Origin of the sequence: Streptomyces cucumeris, assembly GCF_024295805.1 — a bacterium.
GTDB classification, from domain to species: Bacteria; Actinomycetota; Actinomycetes; order Streptomycetales; family Streptomycetaceae; genus Streptomyces; species Streptomyces cucumeris.
In genome coordinates this window covers 19,415-41,229 of record NZ_JANCLX010000038.1, presented here as the reverse complement: position 1 = coordinate 41,229, position 21,815 = coordinate 19,415, and the positions used below count along the sequence as shown (strand labels likewise).

11 protein-coding genes and 1 pseudogene are annotated in these 21,815 nt (G+C 71.9%); 5 read left to right on the top strand and 7 right to left on the bottom strand.

Annotated features, from left to right (window positions below; genetic code table 11):
- Window positions 1–76: 76 nt before the first annotated feature.
- From NMK44_RS35710 to NMK44_RS35700, 3 genes are all read right to left on the bottom strand, one after another.
- Window positions 77–334: a hypothetical protein gene (locus NMK44_RS35710; RefSeq protein ID WP_254751069.1), complete on the bottom strand. Its 258-nt coding sequence runs from the start codon at window positions 332–334 to the stop codon at window positions 77–79.
- A 360-nt stretch (window positions 335–694) separates the two neighbouring features.
- Window positions 695–1,036: a hypothetical protein gene (locus tag NMK44_RS35705; RefSeq protein WP_254751067.1), complete on the bottom strand. Its 342-nt coding sequence runs from the start codon at window positions 1,034–1,036 to the stop codon at window positions 695–697.
- A gap of 156 nt (window positions 1,037–1,192) precedes the next feature.
- Window positions 1,193–1,822 carry a winged helix-turn-helix transcriptional regulator gene (locus NMK44_RS35700; RefSeq protein ID WP_254751065.1) on the bottom strand — a complete coding sequence of 210 codons (630 nt, stop codon included), beginning with the start codon at window positions 1,820–1,822 and terminating at the stop codon, window positions 1,193–1,195.
- Window positions 1,823–1,903: 81 nt separating this feature from the next.
- Between NMK44_RS35700 and NMK44_RS35695 the strand changes: the two genes are divergently transcribed.
- The 3 genes from NMK44_RS35695 to NMK44_RS35685 are packed head-to-tail and all read left to right on the top strand — an operon-like array spanning window position 1,904 to window position 4,611.
- Entirely contained in the window at window positions 1,904–2,656 is a 753-nt protein-coding gene (locus tag NMK44_RS35695; RefSeq protein ID WP_124290911.1) for an MBL fold metallo-hydrolase, read from the top strand.
- Window positions 2,657–2,679: 23 nt separating this feature from the next.
- Window positions 2,680–3,324 carry an NAD(P)-dependent oxidoreductase gene (locus NMK44_RS35690; protein WP_254751063.1) on the top strand — a complete coding sequence of 215 codons (645 nt, stop codon included), beginning with the start codon at window positions 2,680–2,682 and terminating at the stop codon, window positions 3,322–3,324.
- Window positions 3,325–3,327: 3 nt separating this feature from the next.
- Window positions 3,328–4,611 carry a multidrug effflux MFS transporter gene (locus NMK44_RS35685; protein ID WP_254751061.1) on the top strand — a complete coding sequence of 428 codons (1,284 nt, stop codon included), beginning with the start codon at window positions 3,328–3,330 and terminating at the stop codon, window positions 4,609–4,611.
- On the opposite strand, the pseudogene NMK44_RS35680 reads toward NMK44_RS35685, so the two are convergent.
- Window positions 4,599–5,108 (bottom strand): annotated as a pseudogene (locus NMK44_RS35680) (transposase family protein); the annotation flags it as partial. The gene NMK44_RS35685 and the pseudogene NMK44_RS35680 sit on opposite strands and share 13 nt — an antisense overlap.
- 203 nt (window positions 5,109–5,311) lie before the next feature.
- Between NMK44_RS35680 and NMK44_RS35675 the strand changes: the two are divergent.
- Together NMK44_RS35675 and NMK44_RS35670 are read left to right on the top strand one after the other, a co-directional pair.
- Complete coding sequence (locus NMK44_RS35675) at window positions 5,312–6,469, top strand: ABC transporter substrate-binding protein (protein WP_254751059.1); 1,158 nt, start codon at window positions 5,312–5,314, stop codon at window positions 6,467–6,469.
- Window positions 6,470–6,555: 86 nt separating this feature from the next.
- Window positions 6,556–7,158, top strand: coding sequence for a DJ-1/PfpI family protein (locus NMK44_RS35670; RefSeq protein ID WP_254751057.1), 603 nt, complete (start codon window positions 6,556–6,558; stop codon window positions 7,156–7,158).
- Window positions 7,159–7,260: 102 nt separating this feature from the next.
- Here the strand turns inward: NMK44_RS35670 and NMK44_RS35665 are convergent, their stop codons facing one another.
- From NMK44_RS35665 to NMK44_RS35655, 3 genes are read right to left on the bottom strand one after another with little or no spacing between them, the layout of a single operon-like run.
- Window positions 7,261–8,133, bottom strand: a complete 873-nt coding sequence (locus NMK44_RS35665; RefSeq protein WP_254751055.1) for a TauD/TfdA dioxygenase family protein — start codon at window positions 8,131–8,133, stop codon at window positions 7,261–7,263.
- A 57-nt stretch (window positions 8,134–8,190) separates the two neighbouring features.
- Window positions 8,191–17,532, bottom strand: a complete 9,342-nt coding sequence (locus NMK44_RS35660; RefSeq protein WP_254751053.1) for a non-ribosomal peptide synthetase — start codon at window positions 17,530–17,532, stop codon at window positions 8,191–8,193.
- Window positions 17,532–21,551 carry a non-ribosomal peptide synthetase gene (locus NMK44_RS35655; RefSeq protein WP_254751051.1) on the bottom strand — a complete coding sequence of 1,340 codons (4,020 nt, stop codon included), beginning with the start codon at window positions 21,549–21,551 and terminating at the stop codon, window positions 17,532–17,534. The genes NMK44_RS35660 and NMK44_RS35655 overlap by 1 nt, the downstream gene beginning before the upstream one ends.
- Between the last annotated feature and the right edge of the window lie 264 nt (window positions 21,552–21,815).

Below are 21,815 nucleotides of genomic sequence, written 5' to 3'. Positions count from 1 at the left end.
GCGGATCGGTGGTCCGTCGGGGACGCCGAGCGGTCAGAGGGGTGATCTACCGGTCAGATCCGCCCCGGTGCGCCGGTCAGATCCACCCGGGGTGGCCGCGCAGCAGGTCCTGAACGGAACCGCCGGGCTCCAGGCCGGTGCGCGGAAGGGTCTTGTCGCCGGCCTGGTAGCCGGTCCAGTAGGCGGTCGGGACCTCCGGGGGCGCAGCGGCGGCCACATCGGTGGCACCCAGAGCCGGGACGGTCTCCGGGGCGTGGGGCACGTGGTAGTCCGTGTGCTCCGCGGCATTGCTCTGGGCCCAGCCGGCAATGCGGGATTCGTGGGTTGCGGACATCAGGTACACCTCTCTGGTCGTTCTTGCTCCGAATTCAAGGAATTCGGTGTCACCGTATGCTCGATGACCGTGGGATTTCCCAGGTTCCCTCTGCGGACCGTACGTCCAGGTGCCGGGCGGGTATCGTCCTTGGCGTGAGCTTGCATTCTCCTTGCTTTGGGCTTGCCGCCCCGCGTACGGCCCCCGGAGGAGTCTTTCCTGACATGGAGTGACCATTTGTCAGCCGGACCCTCGGGGCTTTCGGGGAACAGGCACATTCCTACGCCAGCAATGCCTGATCAGGCTCGTTCCGGGGCGCGGGACTAGGGATTTCGATAGAACTGGGGTCAGCAGGGTTCACGGCCGGTGCCCTGACCCGTCCTATTCGCTCAGCCCCACGACCCCCCAGCCCCGGCGGGACGCTTCGGTGAGGACGCGGCCCCAGTCGTCGAGCAGGTCGGTGAACGCGTCGAAGTCACCGACCCAGCCATCGGGTACTGCGGCGTGTTCGGCAAAGGCTTCTCGCAACCCGTCCAGGCGGGGTCGTATCCCCTCCCATGTCGAGGCGAGTTCCCGGACGCTGTCCGGCGACCGTGCGAGGAGCAATCCGTAGGAGACTTTTGGATCGGCATAGAAGAATCCCGGGTCGATATGGGGCGATTCGCCGTCCACTCCACCCCAGACCAGTCCCCCCAGGAATGCGTCCCCTCCCGTCCGCACCACCGGATCGGCGTGGTCACGCAGGGACTCCCAGCGCTCCCCGGCCCAGAAGTGCGCTTTGAACGAGCCACAGGTACGGCGGAACTCAAATGGACCGTTTTTGAGACCGGCGCAGACTCGGTAGAGCTTGAGGTCGCAGTCGCGCGAGCGGCCGGTCGTTCAGCGGGGCAGGATGCGCAGTACTGCCTCGTGTTCGCCGCTGAGCCGCAGGCCTTGCTGTACTGCGGCGCTCAGATCGAGGTCGCCGAGCAGGGTCGCGGCCAGCAGGTGCGGCGGTCCGGTCAGGGACGCGGTGGGGTGGTCGACCCGGCCGGCGTGGGTGTGCACCGAGCCGTCCTTGACTTCGATGACCAGGTCTTCGTTGCCGTCGGCGTGCAGTTGCAGGGCGATTGCCGGCTGGTCGGGGCGGTGGTCGGTCAGTGCCCGGGCGGGCATGTCCAGCCAGTGGGTGCGGAAGGTGTCGCTGCCGGCCGGCTCACGCAACAGCGGCACGCCCCACCGGCTCAGTTCCTGCAGCACCGGCTCCAGCGCGCGGCCACGCTCGGTGAGGGAGAACAGGGTGGTGGCCACCGGCGGCGGGGCGGCCTCGCGGTGGATCAGGCCGGCTTCCTCGAGTTCGCGGAGCCGGTCGACCAGCAGGTTGCTGGCGATCCCGGGCAGCCCGTTGCGCAGGTCGGTGTGCCGGCAAGGACCCAGGGCGAGCAGTTCGCGGACGATCAGCAGGGTCCATCGGTCGCCGATGGTGTCCAGTGCTTTCGCGATGCCGCAGTACTGCCCGTAGGTGCGCATGCCACCACCCTACATCGTGACGTTGAGATTCAAAACTCTCTTGTTGACTTTCTCAACAACGCCGGTCTAGCGTCGCTGCCCATGACCACCACCCTTTCCGTGCGTCGGCTGGCCTGGGCCGGCGTCGAGATCCGTCTCGGCGACACCCGCCTGCTGATCGACCCGCTCGAGAACGTCGCTCCGCTGGCGCCGGTGATGGGGCCGCCGCACCGGCCGGTCGACCCGGTCGATACCCCGCCCGGCACCCACGCCCTCATCACCCACCTGCACCCCGACCACTACGACCACGACCTGATCGCCCGGATCGCGGCCACCGGCACGATCGGCTGCCACACCCCGAGCGCGGCCGGGCTGCGCGAGGCGGGCATCACCCCCGTTGCCCAGGACCTGGGCCAGTCACGGCGCATCGGAAAGCTGACCGTCACCCCGGTCACCTCGCTGGACTGGCGCGGCAACGACTGTGACCAGGTCGCCTGGGTCGTCGAAGGCGCCGGCCGGCGGGTCATCCACTGCGGCGACACCCAGTGGCACGGCAGCTGGTGGCAGATCGCCCGCGACCACGGCCCGTTCGACGTCGCGTTCGTCCCGGTCAACGGCGTCATCGCCCACTTCGAGGGCTACGCGGCCAACGTCCCGGCGACCATGACCCCCGAGCAGGGCGTCGAGGCCGCCGTCGCACTCGGCGCCGACACCGTCTGCGCCATGCACTACGGCCTGTTCCACAACCCGCCGTTCTACACCGAACAACCCGACATCGAGCAGCGCTTCCAGCACGCCGCCGACGAGCGGGGCATCACCGCGGCCATCATCGCCGACGGCCAGCCCGTCCTCTGACCATCAGAAACAAGGAGCAACACATGAAGATCGTCCTGTTCGGTGCCAGCGGCAACATCGGCCGGCCCACCACCGAGGAACTACTGCGTCGCGGCCACACCGTCACCGCGGTCACCCGAGCCGGGCACGTCGACGGCCTCGAGCACAAGGCCCTGACCGTGACCACCGGTGACGTCACGGACGCCGCCGCGGTCGCCGGCCTCGCTGCCTCCCACGACGCCGTACTGTCGGCCGTCGGCCCCCGGATCGGCCAGGAGAACGACCGCGCCACGATCGTCGGTGCCGCCCGTGCGCTGATCGACGGACTCCGCCGAGCCGGCGTCACCCGCCTGGTCACCATCGGCGGTGCCGGTAGCCTGCGCACGCCGACCGGCGCCCGGGTCATGGACGACCCGGACTTCCCCGCGCTGTGGAAGGCCAACGCCGAGGCCCAGTCCGAAGCGCTCGACCTCTACCGCGGCGTGCACGACCTCGACTGGACGTACGTGTCGCCCGCCGCGGTCATCGGAGCGGGCGAGCGGACCGGGGCCTACCGCAGCGCCGGGGACACCCTGCTCACCGACGACGACGGCAACAGCCGCATCTCGTACGCCGACTACGCGATCGCCTTGGCCGACACGATCGAGAGCGACACCGCGATCCGCCGCCGCATCACCGTGGCGTACTGAGCCATGAGCAACGACGCCGCCGGCCGGCACACCCGATTCATCGTCCTGCTCGCAGCGCTCGTGGCCCTGGGACCACTGTCCATCGACGGCTACCTGCCCGGACTGCCGGACCTCGCCGGCGATCTGCGCGCCAGCGCCGCGGCCACCCAGCTCACCATCACCGCCTGTCTGGCCGGGCTGGCCATCGGGCAGCTGATCGCCGGGCCGCTGAGCGACACCTACGGCCGGCGGCGTCCGTTGCTGGCGGGCCTCGCCCTCTACACGATCGCCAGCGCGCTCTGCGCGGTGGCGCCCGACGTCCGGACCTTCGTCGGCCTACGCCTGGTCCAGGGCATCGGCGGGGCGTTCGGCATCGTCATCGCCAACGCCATGGTCCGCGACCGCACCTCCGGAACCCGCACCGCACGTCTCTTCTCCGCACTGACCTTGATCACCGGCCTGGCGCCGGTGTTCGCGCCGGTCCTCGGCGGCCAGCTACTGCGCGTCACGGCCTGGCCTGGAATCTTCGTGAGCCTGGCCGTACTCGGCGCCGTGATGCTAGCGGCCTCCGCCGCAGGACTGCCGGAGACCCGGCCCTCCGCGTCACGCCAGCCGCTGCTGGCTGTCGTCGGGCAGCAGCTCAGCGACCGGGTCTTCACCGGGTACGTCCTGGCCAACGGCCTGGTCTTCGCGGCGATGTTCGCCTACATCTCCGGCTCGCCGTTCGTCCTGCAGGAAATCCACGGCCTGTCACCGCAGCAGTACAGCGCCGTGTTCGCCGTCAACGCCGCCGGACTCGTTGTGGCCGCCCAGATCAGCGGCCGGCTGGTGGCCCGGGCCGGAGCCCGCGTGCTGCTGCTCGCCGGTCTGCTGGGCGCGACAGCCGGTGGCACCACGGTCCTGGGCGCGGTGCTGACACGGGCACCCCTGCCCGTGCTCCTGATCGGCCTGTTCGTCCTGGTCTCCAGCGTGGGCCTGGTCATGCCGAACGCCGCGGCCCAGGCCCTGGCCGACCACGGCGGACACGCCGGGTCGGCCGCCGCTCTGCTCGGCTTCAGCCAGTTCATGTTCGGCGGGGCACTTGCTCCGCTGGCCGGCGCGGGTGGCGCCGCCGACGCCTTGCCGATGGGAATCATCGTCGCCGTGCTGCCGGCGCTCGCTCTGCTCACATTCGGCGTCCTCACCCGGTCGATGCCCGGTGAGCGCACTCGCAGGCCGGCTCGCCAGGACCTGCCGGGCACCGGCGACCGCGCCGGCACATCGATCGCAGACGAGCCGGCATCCAGTGAGCCGTTTCATCCTTCGTAGCGCGGTGACTCGACGTGGTGCAGGACGAGGATGGCCTGCACGATTGCGGTGGCTCGGCGCGGGCAGCAGCGCAGCTTGTCCAGGATTCTCCAGGTCTTGAGGGTAGCGATGGCCCGTTCGCCACGAGCGCGGATCTTCGCGTGGGCGCGGTTGACGGCCTTCTGCCGCCGGGACAGCTCGGGCCTGAATCGACGTCGTTTGAACGGCGTGCGGACGCTTCCGCGGGCGCCTTGGTACCCCTTGTCGGCGAAGGTCATCACCTTCTCGCTGGTCAGCGCGTCGATGATGCCGTGGGCCCGGGCGGCGGTCAGATCATGCGCCGAGCCGGGTAGTGCCGGTGACGCCCAGACGAGCCCGCCGGCGGCGTCCGCGATGACCTGCACGTTCACGCCGTGCCGTTTGTGTTTGCCGGAGTAGTACGGCTTCTGGTCGGCGACCCGGTCGATCGAGATCAGCGTGCCGTCCAGGATCGCGTACGCCAGCTGCCGCCGCCGCTCCTCCACCTCTCCCAGCCATGACCAGTCGACGATCATCACCGTGATGTCCAGCCCCATGCGGTGAGGGTACTGATCAGCCGCCTTGCCCCACCGTCGGGCACTCCTCACAGCTTCCCCTCAGAGGGAACACAGAAGTTCCGTCTGCATGCTGACCGGGCCACGGCCGACCTCGTGGACGTACATCTACGCATTGGGGAGTTGTCATGAAGGCCACCCGCAGAACTCTGATCGGAGCCGTCGCGCTCGGGGTGATGGGCACCAGCGGTATGGCGGTCGCCCTGGCCGACACCTCCGGGGCGCGGGGCGGCGCACGAGGCGTGCACACCACCGGTGGTGGCGAGGAGGAGCAACTCCGGAAGCTCTACGCGGCGGCCGTGGCCGAGGGCGGCACACTGACCGTCTACGCCGGCGGCGACAAGCCGGGCCAGGCCGACTACCTCCGCGACGCCTTCATCAAGAAGTTCCCGAAGATGAAGGTGAACATGGTCGTGGACTTCAGCAAGAACCACGACGCCCGTATCGACGACCAGATCGCCCGGAAGAAGGTCGTCGTGGACGTCACGCATCTGCAGACGCTCGACGACTTCCCCCGATGGAAGCGGGAAGGCGCACTGGAGCGCTATCGGCCGGTCGGCTGGGACCAGGTGTACGACCAGGTCAAGGACCCGGACGGCTACTTCACGGGGGCACTCTTCTACGCCTTCGGCAATGTCACCGCCACCACGCTGGGGGACGAGGCGCCCGTCGAGGCCGAGGACTTCCTGCGGCCCGAGTTCAAGAACAAGCTCGTCTTCACCTACCCCAATGATGACGACGCCGTCCTGTACTACTTCAAGCAGCTCACCGATCGCTACGGCTTCGCCTACCTGAAGAAGCTCATGGCCCAGAACCCGAAGTTCGTCCGTGGCACCCAGGATTCGGCCGACCTCGTCGGCACCGGCGACTACGTGGCCAACTTCGGCAGCGGTGGCAGCTTCTCCGGCCGCTCCGTCACCAGCCTGCCCCGGAAGAGCCCCTGGGTCGCCTGGCCCCAGACCGCCGCCATCCTCAAGGCCGCGCCGCACAAGGCCGCCGCCAGGCTCTACATGAGCTGGCTGCTGTCGAAGGAGGCCCAGCGGAACGACATCGGGACCTGGAGCGCGCGCAAGGACGTCGCTCCTCCGTCGGGGCGCAAGAACATCTTCGACTACGCACAGATGAACCCGCTGGGACTGCGGGACTTCATGAGCGACCGCACCGCACTCGACCGCTACAAGGCCCGGGTCGGGCTCTACGTGGGCGATGTGCGGGGTGTGAACCCAGCCGACCCCGAGGGTGTCCTCGGACTCGCACCGGTCAGTCAGGACGGCAGGCAGGGCTGACGGACGGGGAGTGGCAGGGGGCGGGGGTGCGGCGATGCGGCGTGGGAATTCCGGGGCGGGGAGAGCGCTTCTGCTTGGATCACGGCATGGCCAACGAAGACACACGCAATGTGGGGATCCTGCTGTTCCCTGATGTCGAGGAGCTGGACGCGGTCGGTCCGTGGGAGGTCCTGTCGTACTGGACACGCACCTTTCCCCAGGACGGGTGGCAGGTCTTCTGCCTCTCCGCCGACGGTGGACCGGTGACCTGTGCGAAGGGGCTCACCATCGAGGCGCACCATGCGATGGCCGGGATGCCGCCGCTGGATGTGCTGCTGCACCCCGGTGGCCGGGGGACCCGTCCTCAGCTCGACGACACCGGCCATCTGGAGTGGGTGCGGTCCCAGCGGCGGTCGGTACGCCTGATGATGAGTGTGTGCACCGGCTCGCTGGTCTTCGCGGCGGCGGGGTTGCTGGCGGGACGGTCGGCGACGACGCACTGGGCCTCGCTGGACCGCCTCGCGGAGCTGGACCCGACGATCGATGTACGGGCCGACGAGCGGTTCGTGGACGACGGCGACGTGATCACCTCTGCCGGGATCTCGGCGGGCATCGACATGGCCCTTCACCTGGTGGCCCGGCTTGCCTCCGCGGAGCGCGCGCAGGAGGTGCGACGTGGTATCCAGTACGACCCGCAACCACCGGTGTGAGCCGACCTCACCCGGGACGGGCGGCCCTTCACCACATGACGGGCGCGGTGTGGGCCACCGGGCCTCCGGGTGGCCCACACCGCGCACGTCCGTCTCGATGGCTCAGCCCTTGAGCGGGCCGCCATTGATGGCCACCCGGCGGCCGTAGCGGGTGTGCGGGTGGTAGTCGTAGATCGCGTGGTGCTGCACACAGCGGTTGTCCCAGAACACCAGGGTGTTGGGCTCCCAGCGCACCCGGCAGCAGAGCAACGGGCGTTCGGCGACCACCTTGAAGAGCAGGTCCAGCACCGCTCGGCTCTCGTCGGCCGAAAGCTGCGGGATGCGGTCGGTGTAGGCGGGGTTGACGTAGAGGACCGGGCGGTCGGTCTCCGGGTGCCGGACCACCAGCGGGTGTTCGGACTTCGGTACCACGTAGTCCGGCGGCAGGGTGTACCCCTTCAGCGACAGCCCGCCGTCGTGCACGGCGGTCAGCCCGTCCAGCAGCCCGCGCAGGGTGGGGGAGAGCATCTCGTAGGCGAGGTGCATATTGGCGAACATGGTGTCGCCGCCGCACTCCGGCTCAGGGGTCCGCAGGATGTGCAGCATAGAGCCGAGCGAGGGCTCGGCGTCCGCGGTGCCGTCGGCGTGCCAGCCGTTGCCGGCGACGTTGTTCGCGTCGGGGCTGGTGCGAATCTCCAGCAGGTACGGGTCGCCTTCCGGTGGCGGCGGGTTCACCGGGCGCAGCTCGCCGAAGTGGCCGGCGAACCGCTTGTGGTCGTCGAAGGTGATGTCCTGCTCGTGGAAGACCAGCACATGGTGGTCGAGGAAGGCGCGGCGGACCTCGCTGAGCTGTTCCTCGGTCAGCTCCTGGGTGAGGTCAAGACCGGAGACCTCGGCACCGATGACCGGGGTGATCGGCGCGACCTCGATGGTCCGGTACGCCTCCCGTGGGCGGGTGGTGATCCGTTTGATGGCGTCGAGTTCGTACGCTTCCATGGCTCTCCCTGCTGGATGCGGCAAAGGGTGGGTGGGGGGGATGTCCGCGACCGCTGGTCAGCCGGCCGCCTCGTGGTGGACGGCGTTGACCGCGGCCGATATCGCCTCGACATGGGGCGGGCGGACCAGGCCGTAGTGCGTGGTCTCCAGTTCCCGCCAGTCGCCCGGCGCGGTCAGGTGGGCCCGCCACGACGCACGTTGCACGGCGGGCGAGCCGAGTGGCGGCAGGCCGTTCACCGGGAGCCGGGCCAGCCACACCCGCGCCGGGGTGGTGGTCAGCAACGGCAGCCGGTGTTCCGCCATGGCACGGAGGTTGGCCAGACAGCGCCGGGTGAGCCGCTCGGCGTACTCCCGGGCGGCCTCGCCCTCCCGGCCACTTCCGCCGAGCCCCAGCTCGTGTGCGAAGAGCGTCTGCAACTCGCCCTCGTCGTAACGCTGGTAGAGCGGGCCGGAGCCAGGTGGCGGCGGGTCCAGCAGGTGGAGCGCGTCCGCGGGGCGGCCGGCCGCCTCCGCTTCGGCGGCCATACCGAGGGCCACCCATGCGCCGAACGACCACCCGGCCAGCTGCCGGTGCCATGTGGCGGCCGGGAAACGTGCCTCCAGCGCCGCGTGGTAGTGGCGGGCCCGCTCGGCGATGTTCCACTCCGGGCCGCCGGACCGGCGCAGCGCCGGGTCGGCGATCAACGCCACGGTCAGCCGTGGGTCGAGGCCCGCGACGAGCGCGCGGTACGCCTGGATGTCTCCGCCGACGGGGTGCACCAGGCACAGCACTTCCGCTCCGGTGCCCCGCTGCCACACCTCGAGGGTGACGTCATCGGTCGCCTCGGCCGTGCCGGTGGCGGCGGGCACCGGGACGCGGGCCCGGTCCAGCAGGGTCAGCACCTCGGTCAGTGAGACCTGGTGACTCAGCTCGGCCAGATCGAGTTCCACGTCGAAGTGGCGTTTCATCTCGCCGATGAGGTCCAGCAGCGTCAGCGAGTCGGCGCCCAGGTCGTAGAGCGAATCGTCCGGGTCGAGGGTGTCAAGGCCCAGCCATTCGCACAGCCAGTCGCCCAGCAGCGCGGCTGGTTCGGTCACGGCCGCCATGGGACCGGGTGGCGCGTCCGCGGTGTCCGGTGCGGGCGCGGGACCGGTGTAGAAGGCGCGTGAGGCCATCGGTTCGGTGGTGGAGACCAGCACCTGCGGAAGCTGCGTGGCGAGCGCCCGCGCGAGGGTCCGGCGCCCCTCCGCCACGGTCAGCCCGACCGCCAGATGGGCCTGGTGGCGGATGTCCGTGGCCGGTGCGCGCAGCGCCATCCCGGCCTCGCGCCACACGTCCCAGCCGATGGCGAGACGAAGGGTCGTCCCGCTGCCGGCCGGCCGGGGCGGCTCGTGGTGGGCGAAGGCGTCCAGTGCCCCGGCCGCCGCGGCGTAGTCGAGCTGGCCGACCCCGCCCAGCGTCCCCGCCATGGAGGAGCAGTAGACGGCCAGGTGCGGCCGGAACCGTTCCACCAGCCGCTCCACCAGCAGCGCGCCGTGCAGTTTGGCGGCCGAGCCGGAGTGTGCCGCCGCCGGGTCACGGCGGGCGATCAGCCCTCCCACTCCTGCACCCGCCGCGTGCACCACGGTGTCCAGCCGGCCCGTACGGCCGGCCACGAGTGAGGTGAGCCGATCCGGGGTGCCGGTGGCCAGATCGGCCTCGACCAGTTCGATCCGGTCGGCCCACGGCATCAGCGACTCCGGCAGTTCCGGCCGCCTGGCCAGCAGCAGCACCCGGCCGCGGGTGCGTTCCAGCAGCCATGCGGCGATGGTGGCGCCGATTCCACCGGTGCCGCCCAGAATGAGGTGGGCCGTATCCGCCGCGGCCGGTACCACGGGGGTGTCCGCGGGCGGTGCCGGTACCGGCAGGGTGGCCTGCCGCCACCAGTAGCCGTGGCGCAGCGCCAGATGCGCGGGCGGCTCTCCGTCGGCGGCCAGGAGCTCCGCCAGCGGCGCCGCCCAGCCGGACGGCCCGGCGGCCGGGAGGTCCACCCAGTGCCCGGCGGTGGCGCCTTCCTGTGGCGCGACCTCGGTGACCCCGGCGAGCAGTGCCAACTCGGGCCGTTCCACCGGGCCGTCCACCGGCCGGGCCCGGTACGACAGCCACACCGGGCGTGGTGTGAGACCGGTCCGGCCCGCCGCCGCCCGGACCAGTGCGGCCGGGGCGTCGAGACAGGCCCGGCGGGCGCGGGCCAGCCGTTCGGTGTCGACCGGACCGGTCACGCCCAGCGGCACCGCGTGCAGCCAGTCCACGGGGCCCAGGTCGCCCAGGGCGTCCAGCAGCGCGCCCAGCGAGGCCGGGTCGGTCGGGTCCACCTGGTAGGAGTCGTCGCCGAGCCGGGCGAATCCGCTCCCCGCGGACACCAGCACCACCCGCGGACGGACCGAGCGCAGCGCCCGTACCTCCCCGGGATCGGCCGGGCCGTCCGTGACCAGGACCAGGGGATGGGTGGCGGCCTCCGTGCCGGTGGCCGTGGCGCCGACGGTGGTGGCCCGGCGGTAGCGGACCCAGTGCGGCTGGTGCAGCCACTCCTCCTCGGCCAGCCGTTCGGGCCAGGTGGCAGTGGTCGGCTCCGGTGCGGCCGCGACCCGTTCGATGTCGTACTCCGCCCGGGCGAAGGCGGGCGGGGGGAAGTCCCACGGCGCCTGCGCGGGCCCCTCCGGCCAGTCGATCCGGTGGCCGGCCAGCCAGTCGGCGACCAGCCGTGGCGCGCCGTGGTCCGCCGCCGTGACCCGTTCGGCCCCCGGCTCGACCGTCGTGCTGGTGGCGGTGCGCAGCCACCGCACTGCCGAGGCCACGTCGGGGCAGACCGCCGCCATCCGCCGGCGGCGGGCGGGCCGGCCGGCCTGGAGGTGCCGCAGGACCGCCGGGTAGGCCTCCGGGTGTTCCGTGAGGTACGCGGCGATCCGCTCCGCGTCGGCGCGCAGCGCCACCTCACTGGAGGCGGAGAGCAGCAGACAGGGCGGAGCCGGGTCGGCCGGGCGTCCCGGCTCGCCCGCTTCGATCACCGCGTGCGCGTTGGCGCCCCCGATACCGAAACTGCTGACCGCCGCCACCCGCGGTCGGTCGGACGGCCAGGGCAGTGCCCGCGTGGGGATGTAGAACGGTGTGGGGTCGGGGCCCAACTGCGGGTTGAGGGCGCGGAAGTCCAGTGTGGGCGGGATCAGGCCGTGGTGGACGGACAGCGCCGCCCGGACCAGGCCGACCACTCCGGCCGCCGCGCCCAGGTGGCCGATCTGGCTCTTGACCGAGCTCAGTGCGGTCCGGCCGGACTCCGGCACCTCGAACGCCTGGCGCAGCGCGCCGACTTCGACCGGATCACCGAGCCGGGTGCCGGTGCCGTGCGCCTCGACGTAGCCGAGGTCGGCGCCGGTACGACCGCTGCGGCGCAGGGCGGTGCGGATCACCTCGCGCTGACCGGCGAGCGACGGGGCGCTGTAGCCGAGCTTGTCCGCCCCGTCGTTGTTGACGGCCGACCCGGTGACCAGCGCGTAGACCGTGTCGCCCGCCCTGCGTGCCAGCCTCAGCGGTTTGAGCACCAGCATGCCGACCCCGCTGGAGCCGACCGTGCCGGTGGCGTCATCGCTGAAGGACCGGCAGTGGCCGTCCTCGGAGTAGATGTGCTGCGGCTTGTAGCGGTATCCATCGCTCAGCCCGGTGTCCACCAGCGCCCCGCCCGCCAGCATCACCTCGGCGTCGCCCTGCCGCAGCAGCCCGGCGGCCACGTGCACCGCGAACAGCGAACTGGCGCACGCGGCCTGGACGGTGAACGCGGGGCCGGTCAGATCGAGGTGGTAGGCGGCCTTGGTGGCCAGGAAGTCCTTGTCGTGGTGGAGCGCGAGCTGGAACCCGTCCGGCAACCGGTCCGGATCGGTCTGCCGCAGCATCCCCTGGAAGTAGGTGTTCTCGCCCGCGCTCGCCACCAGCCCGACCCGGAGGTCCGAGGTGTCGGCGATACCGGCGTGCGCCAGCGCTTCGACGCAGGTCATCAGCGTATGCCGCTGCTGTGGGTCCATCAGCCGGGCCTCCTGCCGGCTGATGCCGAAGTGCTCCGGGTCGAACTCGAGCAGCCCGTCCATCTGGCTGCGTGCTCCCACCAGCCCGTCCGGGGCGTCGAAGTACTCGATGCCCCGGCCGCCGTGCCGGATCAGCTCCCAGAAGGACCGCAGGTCCGGAGCGCCGGGCAGCCGCACCGCCATCCCCACCACAGCGATCGGCTCCGGGCCCGCCGTCCCGGCGACCTCCGCCGATGACGCGCCGGACCCGGCGCGCCCGAGCGGAGCACGGCCGGCAGGTGCGGGGAGATCCGCGGCGTCCGCGGGGTCCGTGGCGCTCGCGACGGAGCGGCGGTCCGGCCCCGTGCCGTCCAGGAAGCGGGCCAGCGCACGTACCGTCACATGCTCGAACAGGTCGGCGATCTCGAACCGCAGACCCAGCGTGGTGGTGCAGCGCAGATGGAAGCGCATCAGCGCCAGGCTGGACGCACCGGCCGCGAAGAACGTCTGGTCCGGGCCGATGGGCAGACCGGTCACCGTCTCGAAGGCGGTGGCCAGTTCGCTCTCCGCGTGCGAGAGCGGCTGCCCGTCGGCGGGGGCGTGGCGCAGTTCCTCGCCCGGTGTGCGCAGCGCCGTACGGCGGTCCAACTTGCCGCTCGGTGTGCGCGGCAGCGACTCCAGCCGACGGAACCGGTCGATCCGCACATGGGGCGGGAGCAGTGGCACGAGGTGGTCGGCCAGCTCACGGGCCGAAGGGGTGGTGTCGCGGCACTCCAGACAGGCGGTCAGCCCGCCGCCCTCCGGGACCACCACCGCGTTGACCACCCTGGGGTGGCGCAGCAGCGCCGCTTCCACCTGGCCCAGCTCCAGCCGGTGCCCGCTCAGCTTGATCTGCTGGTCGTCCCGGCCGTGGTGGTGCAGCAGTCCGTCGTGGCCGAAGGACGCCCGGTCGCCGCTGCGGTAGAACAGGCCCGCGCCGGGCAGTTCGGCGAAGCGCTCCCGGTTCAGCGCCGTGTCGCCCAGATAGCAGCGCGACACCATGGTGCCGCCGATCAGCAGGTCACCGACGCAACCGGCGGGCAGCGGCTCGCCCGCCGGGTCCACCACCCGCAGCAGCGCGCCCGCCACCGGGGTGCCGATGGCCGGACGCTCCGGCCACCGCTGCGGATCCCCGTCCAGGCACAGTGCGCTGACCACATGTGTCTCGGTCGGCCCGTAGTGGTTGAACAGCCGGGCGCCGGGCAGACCGGCGAACCAGCGGCGGATGGCGTCGGTGCACACCAGTTGCTCGCCCGCGGTGACCACCTCCCGCAGCCGGGACGGGTAGCGGCCCAGATGGACGGCGTGTTCGGCCAGCAGCTGCAGCGCCACGTACGGCATGAAGATCCGCTCCACACCGGCCGACTCCAGTTGGTCCAGCAGGGCCGGGACGTCCTGCCGCCATCCACGGTGTACGAGGTGCAGACAGCCGCCACCGCACAGGGTCGTGAAGATCTCCTGGAACGACACGTCGAAGGACAGCATGGAGAACTGCTGGGTCACCGCCGGTGCGCCCAGTCCGCCCTCGGCCGTCTGCCAGTGCAGAAGGTTGGCCAGTGTGTGGTCGGAGACCTGGACCCCCTTGGGCACCCCGGTGGAGCCGGAGGTGAACAGCGTGTACAGCGGACGGCCGGTGTGCGGCGGCAGCGGCACGGCGGGCCGCTCGCCCTCCGCCAGGGTGACCGTCCGGCGCGGTGCGCCGCCCGGGTCGACCACGTCGAACGACGGTCCGTGGCCCGGCGCGAGGAGCACGCACACCGGGTCGACCTGGTGCAGGATCTGCCGCACCAGCCCGGCCGGGTAGGCCGGGTCCAGCGGTACCGCGGTCCAGTTGAGCCGGGCGAGCGCCAGCAGCGCCACCACGTGTTCCACCGAGGGCTCCAGGTACAGCGCCACATGCCGCGGTCGCGCGTCACCGGCAGGCAGGGGGTGCGCGGCGCGCAGTTCCTCGGCGAGCGCAGCGGCCCACCCGTCCAGCCGCGCGTAGGTGACGGGGCCGTCCGCCGCCATCAGGGCCGGGGCGTCCGGGGTCCGGGTGACCTGGAGAGCGAAGCCCTCGGCCACCGTGGTCCAGCCCTCGGCCGGCGCGGCGCCGCGGCCGAATTCCGGCAGTCCGCGCCGGTAGGGGGCCGCCAGTTCGACGGGGGTGGCGGACCGGCCCGCGCCGAGCAGGTCGAGTCCGGTCCGGAACAGCCGGTCCAGAGCGTCGATCTCGGCGGCCGTGAAGTGGCCGGCCGCGTACTCCCACAGGCAGTCGAAGCCGTCCGGGTGTTCCACCAGCGAGACGGTCAGCGGCGTCTTGGCCTCGGCTGGTGCCCGCCACACCGGACGGGTGGTGACCCCGGGCAGCTCCAGCGCGCCGAAGTCGGTGTTCTCCAGCACGAACAGCACGTCGAACGGGGGCCGGCCGGGCGGATGGTCACGGTCCTCCAGGACATCGGCGAGCGAGACGTCCTGCCACTCCAGGGCTTCGCGGACCGCCGTGCCCAGCCGCAGCAGTTCGGCGCGCAGCTCGCCGCGCGGCGCGACCGCCACCGGCAGCAGCACGGTGTTGGCGAACATCCCGACACTCGACTCGAACTCCCGCACCGGGCGGCCGGTCACCGGAGTGGCGATCCGCGGCCGGGTCCGGCCGGTGACCGCGTACAGACTCCAGGCGAACACCCCGAGCAGCAACTCAAAGCGGCTCAGGTCGAGTTCACCGCAGAGTCGGTCCACCGCGGCGCGGCGGTCCGGGTCCAGCACGGTGTGCAGCAGTCTGCCCTCGGGGAGGGATCGCTCGTGGCTCTGCCGCGCCGGTTCATCCGGCTCCTCGCCGGTGGCCCGGACTTCGCGCAGCCCGGCGCGGAGTGCCCGGTACCCGTCCCCGGCGAACCAGTCGGCCTGCCAGGCGGCGTGGTCCAGCGGGGTGGGCGCGGCGGAGGGCTCCGGCAGCGCGGCTTTCGGTGTTCTCAGCGCCCGGGCATAGCAGGCGGACAGATCGCGGAAGAGCACGGTCAGCGACCAGCCGTCGACCGCGATGTGGTGCAGCCGCAGCAGCAGCGTGCCGCCGTTCGGGTCCGGCAGCCAGCAGGCGGCCAGCATCCGGGGAGACGCCAGATCGTGCGGCTCGGCGAAGAACCGGTCGGCGCGGGCCGCCGCCTCCTCACCGGCGGCCGCCGTGGCCTCCGGCTCGGTCCACGGGTCGTACGGCTCGCCCACTACTTGCAGCAGACCGTCCGGCGACGGCTCGAAACCGGTTCGCAGGGCCGGATGCCGGGCCACCAGGTCGCACAGGGCACGGCGCAGCGCGGTCCGGTCCACCGCGCCGTCCAGCCGGAGGGTCTGGCCCACCGTGTAGCCACGGGTACCGGGGAAGCGCTGGTGGTGCAGCCAGAGCCGCTGCTGTTCGCTGGTGGCCGGGCCACGGGTGGCACCGGACGGCGGGGTCGGCACCGGATAGCGCGGACCGGCCCCCGAGCCCGCCTGCTCGATGGTTTCGGCGATGGCGGCGAAGTCGGCGTGCATCACCGCCGCCTGACCCAGCTCATGGCCCCAGCGGCGGCGGATCTCGAACCGGAACCGCAGGGCGCGCAGTGAGTCGCCGCCGCTGGAGATCCAGCGGTCGGCCAGGCGCAGTCCGGAGGTGCCGAGTACCTCCTCGGCCATCTCCAGCACCTCGCGCTGGAGGGCGGTGACCGGAGCCACCGGACCCGCCCCGGCGGAGGGTTGCCACGGGCGGTCCGAGCCGCGCAGCAGCGCGGCTCGGTCCACCTTGCCGTTGCCGGTCAGCGGCAGCGCGTCCACCCGGTGAACCCGGTGCGGTCTCATATACGCCGGTACGGCGGACGTCAGATGCCGGTCGAACTCCTCGAAGTCCAGTTCCGGGGCGACCACCAGATAGGCCACCAGCTCGTGTCCGGCGGTCGCCGGAACCTCCCGGGTGCAGACGTACGCCTGCCGCACCGCCGGATGCGCGGCGATACGCCGCTCCACCTCGGCGGGCTCGATCCGGAACCCCCGTACCTTCACCTGCCGGTCCACCCGGCCCAGGTAGCTGATGACGCCGTCGTCATCGGCCCGTACCAGGTCACCGGTGCGGTAGTAGCGCTCCCGGCCGTCGTCGTACCAGGGCAGCCGGACGAACCGGCGGGCGGTCTCCTCCGGCAGGTCGCGGTAGCCGGTCGCCACGCCGGGCCCGGACAGCAGCAGTTCGGCCACCTCGCCCGGTCCGGCGACGCGTTCGGCGTCCGGTGTCACCAGCAGCGCCCCGGTCTCCGGTATCGGCCTGCCGACCGGCACCACCTCCGCGTCGACGTCGCGGGGGAGCGGGTGGCTGAGCGCGATGGTGCACACCTCGGTGGGCCCGTAGGCGTTGCGCAGCACGGTGGAACCGCTCGCGTTGTGCTCGTACCAGCGCCGCACCACGGCCGGGTTGAGCTGTTCACCGCCGACCAGCACCTGGTGTGCTCCGGCGAAGCAGGAGGGCACGGTGTCCACCACGGCGTGGAAGAGCGCGGTGGTGACCAGCACGGTGTCGATCCGCTCGCGCAGCAGCGCGGCGGCCAGCCGGTGCGGCGACTGGACGTCCTCATCACGGAGCACCACACAGCAACCGCCGGTCAGCAGCGGTGTCCACAGCTCGAAGTTGATCGCGTCGAAGGCCGGGTTGGACAGACAGGAGTAGCGTGCCCCCGCCTCGAGCCGAAGCCAGCCGGGCAGGGCCATCCGCATCACACCGGCCTCCGGCAGCTCCACACCCTTGGGCCGGCCGGTGGTGCCCGAGGTGTAGAGCATCAGCCCGCCCGGCCGCTCGGGGAACCCGTCGACGACATCATCCGCCGGGGCTTCGCCGTCGCCGGGCTCATCGGCGTCCGTCACGGCGGCCAGCAGCCCTACCGCGGGCAGCGTACGCACGGTGGCGGGCGGATCGTGTGGCGCCGTGGCGCCGTGCACCAGCACGACGCTGCCCGAGTCCGTCAGGATGTGCGCCTGCCGCTCCGGTGGGCTCTGTGTGTCCAGCGGTACCACGCGGGCACCCAGCCGCAGTGCGCCGAGCACCACCACGACCAGGTGCCACGAACGAGGCAGACCGACGGCGACCGCGTCGCCGGGGCGCACCCCGTGGCGGCGCAACGCCGTGGCCACATCGGCTCCCGCGGTGTCCAGCGCCGTGTAGCTGAACCGGCGGCCGCCGTCCACCAGCGCGACCGCGTGGGGGGTGCGCTGGGCCTGGAGGTGTACGCCGTGTGCCAGACCGGTCGCCGCCCGGGCGGGTATCCCGTCCTCCGGTGCCCCGGACGGGACCGACGGGTCATGAGGGCCCGGCCGCTCGGCCGGGGGCAGGCCGTGCGTCGGCATCGCCATCAGAGCTCCACCGCCACCGTCGGAGCGGCCGGTTCGCCGGGGTCCGTGTCCAGCCGGTTCAGCTCCGCGACGATCACCTCGGCCACCGACGACACCTGTGCTCCCTCCAGCAGCTCCCAGTGGCCGCAGTCGAGCGGCACCACCGAGAGCCCCGCCCCGGCCCGCCGCCGCCAGAAGTCGCGGGTCGGGTGCGGGCCCCGGGCGCCTGGCCCGTCGGCGGCGGCCTCGACGAGGGTCAGCCGGGCGGTGGTCGGCCGCGGCTCGTGTGCGCGGGCGGTCATCCTGCTGTGGTTGTACGTCTCGAAGTACCGGGTGAGCTGGTCGGCTTCGATGCCCGGGTACATGCCGTTGAACCGCACCAGCTTCTCGGTGAACTCCTCGTACTCCACCGGCTGGATCGCGGCCCGCTCTGCCGGGTCGTCGGTGGCCTGGGTGTCGAGCAGCACCACGCTCAGCCGGGAGTGGCCGGCCGGCGCGAGCCGCCGGCCCATCTCATGCGCGATCAGGCCGCCGTAGGACAGCCCGCACAGCAGCAACGACTCGTCCGGGCGGGGGTCGATCAGTTCCAGGTACGCCTGCGCCATCGCCTCTACGGTGGGCAGCGGCGTCTCGTCCGGGTTGAGGCCCGGCGCCTGGACGCCCCAGACCCCGATGTCCTCGGGGAGGGCGCCGGCCAGCGGCAGGTAGCAGAAGGCGGTACCGCCCGCCGGGTGGACGCAGACCAGCCGTCGCCGTCCGGCGCCGGCCCGGAACTCGATGAGGTTCGTACCCGGCGTCCCGGCGGCGCCCCGGCGCAGCCGTCCGGCGAGTGCCTCGATCGTCGGGTGGCGGATCACCTCCCGGATCGGCAGTGTCTCGCCGAACTCCTCGCCGATCGCATGGGCCATCTTGATGGCGGAGATGGAGGTGCCGCCGACGTCGAAGAAGTTGTCCGATATGCCGATGCCGGGATGCAGCAGCAGCCGGGTCCAGATGCCGCGCAGCGCCATCTCCACGTGGTCGCGCGGGGTCGTGGTGTTGACCTGTACCGGTTGCGCCGCCCGTGCCCGCTCCAGCAGGGCCGTCCGGTCCAGCTTTCCGCTGCGGCCCAGCGGCAGGGCGGGCAGCTCCACGAAGACCGCCGGGATCATGTAGTCCGGCAGCCGCTCGGCCAGGGCCGTCCGCCACTCGTGCGGTTGCCGGGACGGCGCCTCGCCGCGTCCGATGCCCGCCACCAGCCGTGGTTCACCGGCGGGGTCGCGGTCGACCAGTATCGCGGCCTCCCGCACCCCCGGCAGCGCCAGCAGCGCCGCCTCGACCTCGGCGGGCTCGATCCGGAAGCCACGCAGTTTGATCTGGTCATCGCGACGGCCGACGAACTCGGCGTTGCCGTCCGGCAGTCGGCGGGCCAGATCGCCGGTGCGGTAGATCCGGCCGCCGGTGACGAACGGGTCGCTGCGGAACCGCTCGGCGGTCAGCTCCGGCTGGTTGAGGTATCCGCGGGCCACGCTCGCGCCGCCGATGTACACCTCGCCCACCACACCGGGCGGCACCGGCCGCATCCGTTCGTCGAGCAGGTAGAGCCGGGTGCCGGGCAGTGGCCTGCCGATCGGACACGGCCGGTCCACCGGCTGCGGATCCAGATAGGCGGTGCTGTACAGCGTGGTTTCCGTCGGTCCGTAGCCGAAACAGATCCGCAGCCCGGGCAGGGCCGAGGTCATCCGGTGCAGGGCGGCCTCGGACAGTGACTCCACCCCGGTGAGCAACTGGCGCAGGTCCAGCCCGGCCAGCCTGGCCTCCGGGTCCTCGTCGATCCACCGTATGTAGGCGGGTGGCAGGAACGCCTGCACCACCCGGTGCTCACCCAGCCAGCGCATCAGCGCGGCCGGGTCGCCGCGCAACTCCTCCGGTACGAGGTGGACTTCGGCTCCGGTGACGAGTGGCAGCAGCAGCTCGTGGACCGAGGCGTCGAACCCGATGCTGGACCAGACCGAGGTCGCCTCGCCCGGGGTGGCGCCGAACCGGGCCAGCCACTGGTCGAAGAGGTTGAGCACATTGCCGTGGGTCACCGCGACACCTTTGGGCCGGCCCGTGGAGCCGGAGGTGTAGATCACGTACGCCAGATGTGAGGGCGGGACGATGACACCCGGAGCGCTGTCCCGTCCGTCCTCGGCCTCCACAGCCGTCAGCGGGTGCCAGTCCTCCGGTGTGTCCCGCTGGTCGGTCAGTACCAGGGCCGGGCGCGCGTCGGCCACCATCGCGGCCAGCCGCTCGGACGGCTGGCCCGGATCCAGGGGAAGCCAGCCCGCACCGGCCTTGAGGACGCCCAGCACACCGACCACCAGCTCGGCCGACCGGCCGAGGTGCAGGGCGACCACCTGGTCCGGGCGCACCCCGCGGGCGATCAGGGCGTGTGCCAGCCGGTTGGCCCGCCGGTCGAGGTCGGCGTAGGTCAGCCGACGTTCCCCGTCCACCACCGCCGTGGCCCCCGGGGCCGATCGTGCGTGCGCCTCGAACCGTTGCACCAGTCCGGCCGGTTCGGTGGTCCTCCCCGCCCCTCGGCCGGTACCCGTCGCGGCGGCCGCCGGGGTGCCGGTGGCGTCCCAGTCGGCCAGCAGCTCGGCCGTCTCCGCCTCGTCCAGCAGCGTGTACGCGGTGACCGGCCGTCCGGGCTCCCGGGCGAGCTGCTCCAGCACCCGGACCAGGTAGCGCAGATGGCGCTCGACGGTCTCCCGGTCGAAGAGCGCGGTGGCGTAGTCCAGATCGCCGACGATGCGCCCGTCCGCCTCCTCCAGCGCGAGGACCAGGTCGAACTTGGCCGGGGCGAACGGCATCGGCAACAGCCGCACCGAGATCCCCGGCAGCCGCATCACCGCCTCCATGGGCGGAACCCAGGCGAGCATGGTCTGGAACAGCGGGGTGTGCGCGGCGCTGCGCGGCGGGTTGACCAGCTCCACCACCCGCTCGAACGGCAGGTCGACGTTCTTCACCCCGGCCCGGACCGTGGTCCGCACCTGCCGCAGGAGGTCCGAGCCGGTCGGCGCGTCACCCAACTCCACTCGCAGGGCGAGGGTGTTGACGACAAAACCCATGATGCCGCCGACGTCGCCGCGCCGGCGGTTGGCGGTCGGGGTGCCCACCACCAGGTCCTGCTGCCCGGAGAGCCGGGACAGCACGATCGACCAGCCGGTCAGCAGGGTCGAGAAGAGCGAACCCCCATGCTCCCTGGTGACCGCCTTGAGCGCCGTGGTCAACTCCGGACCGATCTCCAGGTGCACCCGGTCACCGGTGTGTTCCTGCTCCGCCGGACGCGGCCGGTCGGTCGGCAGCTCCAGCAGGGGCGGCACACCGGCCAGTTTCCCGGCCCAGTACTCCTCCTGTGCCGCGGGTTCCGCACCGGTCATCCACTCCCGCTGCCACCGGGTGAAGTCGGTGTACTGCCACCGTGGCGGGGGCAGCGGATCCGGCTCACCACGCAGCAGGGCGGAATAGAGCGCACCGGTCTCACGCAGCATCATGCTCCGGGACCAGCCGTCGAACATCGCATGGTGCACCGTCAGCACGATGACGTGGTGGTCCTGGCCGAACACCACCAAGCGGCCACGGGCCAGCGGTTCGGCGGCCATGTCGAACGGGACGACCGTCTCCTGGCGGAGCAGTTCGGCCAGCCGGTCCTCGTCATCAGGGCAGTCGGTCAGGTCGTCCACCGCGAGTGCGAAGCCGGTGTCCGCGGGATCGATGTGCTGGTACGCCTCGCCCTCGAACGGCACCAGCCGGGTGCGCAACGCCTCATGCCGGGCGGTCAGCGCGTCCAGCGCCCGCCCCAGCACCGCACGGTCCAGCGGCCCCCGCAGCCGGAAGGCCATCGGCTCGTTGTACGCGGCACTGGCACCCTCCCGCTGGGAGAGCGCCCAGAGCCGACGCTGGCCGAAAGACAGCGGTGGCCGGTCGGCCGGCCGCTCGGCGCGGTCGGCCGGGGCCGATGAGGTCTGCGGAACCGCGGCCGCCGCTGAAGAGGGGGAGGTGGACAACGATGTCATCGACGGGAGCAGCCCTTTCCACTCGTGGATCCGACAACGTATGGAAGCCGGGTACGGCGAATCGGCAGCCGTCCGGCCGACGGTGTGCCGGGCCGGAACCTGCTCACCGGCAGCTTGGGACCACGATCCAAGGCCATGGACGGGGGATCATGACGCCGTTCGGGGGACGAGTTTTTGCCAGTGCGATGACCAAGTCAATGAGATCACTGGCAGATTGGTGATCCGCCTGGATTTTGTGATTCCGGACAGCCGTGCGGCCGTCGG

Excerpts from the sequence above, each read along its gene's own strand:
- NMK44_RS35710 (WP_254751069.1), bottom strand. The coding sequence starts at position 334 with ATGTCCGCAACCCACGAATCCCGCATTGCCGGCTGGGCCCAGAGCAAT.
- NMK44_RS35700 (WP_254751065.1), bottom strand. The coding sequence starts at position 1,822 with ATGCGCACCTACGGGCAGTACTGCGGCATCGCGAAAGCACTGGACACC.
- NMK44_RS35695 (WP_124290911.1), top strand. The coding sequence starts at position 1,904 with ATGACCACCACCCTTTCCGTGCGTCGGCTGGCCTGGGCCGGCGTCGAG.
- NMK44_RS35690 (WP_254751063.1), top strand. The coding sequence starts at position 2,680 with ATGAAGATCGTCCTGTTCGGTGCCAGCGGCAACATCGGCCGGCCCACC.
- NMK44_RS35685 (WP_254751061.1), top strand. The coding sequence starts at position 3,328 with ATGAGCAACGACGCCGCCGGCCGGCACACCCGATTCATCGTCCTGCTC.
- NMK44_RS35675 (WP_254751059.1), top strand. The coding sequence starts at position 5,312 with ATGAAGGCCACCCGCAGAACTCTGATCGGAGCCGTCGCGCTCGGGGTG.
- NMK44_RS35670 (WP_254751057.1), top strand. The coding sequence starts at position 6,556 with ATGGCCAACGAAGACACACGCAATGTGGGGATCCTGCTGTTCCCTGAT.
- NMK44_RS35665 (WP_254751055.1), bottom strand. The coding sequence starts at position 8,133 with ATGGAAGCGTACGAACTCGACGCCATCAAACGGATCACCACCCGCCCA.
- NMK44_RS35660 (WP_254751053.1), bottom strand. The coding sequence starts at position 17,532 with ATGGCGATGCCGACGCACGGCCTGCCCCCGGCCGAGCGGCCGGGCCCT.
- NMK44_RS35655 (WP_254751051.1), bottom strand. The coding sequence starts at position 21,551 with ATGACATCGTTGTCCACCTCCCCCTCTTCAGCGGCGGCCGCGGTTCCG.